This window comes from Streptomyces misionensis, from assembly GCF_007896895.1.
GTDB lineage: Bacteria > Actinomycetota > Actinomycetes > Streptomycetales > Streptomycetaceae > Streptomyces > Streptomyces misionensis_A.
On record NZ_VOGW01000208.1, the window covers coordinates 1 to 1,063 of the forward strand.

Genomic DNA, 1,063 nt, shown 5'->3' on the forward strand with positions numbered 1-1,063 from the left:
GGGTGACGCTCGGGGTGGTGTCCGGGACGAGCCGGGGTTCGGCCGCCGCGGTGCCCGGGGCGCCGACGCCGGACTCCGGGTAGATGCGGACCAGACCGAGCACCCCGGCCGCGAGGACGAGGCCGCCGACGGCGAGCAGGGCCTTGCGACGGCGGGGCCTGCGGTGCCGGCCGCGCCGGAAGCCGGGGAACCTGCCGCCCGGCTCCGCCGGTGCGGTCGGCGTCGTGGACGTCGTGGCTATCGGAGTACCGGTCGCTTGCATGTTCTCTCTCCCCCCAACGCGCAGCGCACGCTATGCGCTCCTGTGGGCGATGTGGGGGGAGACGGCCGCCATGTCACTCGAACGGGCGTAGCGGTGTGGGGTTTCCCGTGATCGGGTGCGGCTGCGATGATCGGGCCGACAGTGGGTTAACCCGCGTTAACAGGTGTACCGGAGGATGCGATGAGCGAGGCGCGGTTCGGGGAGTTCGTGCTGGTACGGCGGCACGGGTACGTCGCGGAGCTGGTGCTGGACCGGCCCAAGGCGATGAACGCCGTCTCCACGGAGATGGCCCGCTCGATCGCGGCCGCGTGCACGGCGCTGGGCGAGGACCGGGACGCGCGCGTGGTCGTCCTGACCTCGTCGCACGAGCGGGCCTTCTGCGTCGGCGCGGACCTCAAGGAGCGGAACTCCTTCACCGACGCGGACCTGGTGCGGCAGCGGCCGGTGGCGCGGGGTGCCTACACCGGGGTGCTGGAGATGCCGATGCCGACGATCGCGGCGGTGCACGGGTTCGCGCTGGGCGGCGGGTTCGAGCTGGCGCTCTCCTGCGACCTGATCGTGGCCGACCGCACGGCCGTGGTGGGGCTGCCGGAGGTGTCCGTGGGCGTGATCCCCGGCGGTGGTGGCACGCAGCTGCTGCCGCGGCGGGTCGGGGCGGCCAGGGCGGCCGAGCTGATCTTCTCGGCGCGGCGGCTGGAGGCCGCGGAGGCCGGTGAGCTGGGGCTGGTGGACCAGGTGGTCGAGGAGGGGCGGGACCGGGACGAGGCGCTGGCGCTCGCGGCGCGGATCGCGGCCAACTCC

1 protein-coding gene and 1 pseudogene are annotated in these 1,063 nt (G+C 74.2%); one reads left to right on the forward strand and one right to left on the reverse strand.

The window, feature by feature from the left end:
* Window positions 1–262: pseudogene (locus FRZ03_RS38400) on the reverse strand (hypothetical protein); the annotation flags it as partial.
* A 180-nt stretch (window positions 263–442) separates the two neighbouring features.
* Between FRZ03_RS38400 and FRZ03_RS38405 the strand changes: the two are divergent.
* Window positions 443–1,063 (forward strand): enoyl-CoA hydratase/isomerase family protein (locus FRZ03_RS38405; RefSeq protein WP_146469794.1); only part of this gene is annotated, 621 nt, incomplete at its 3' end.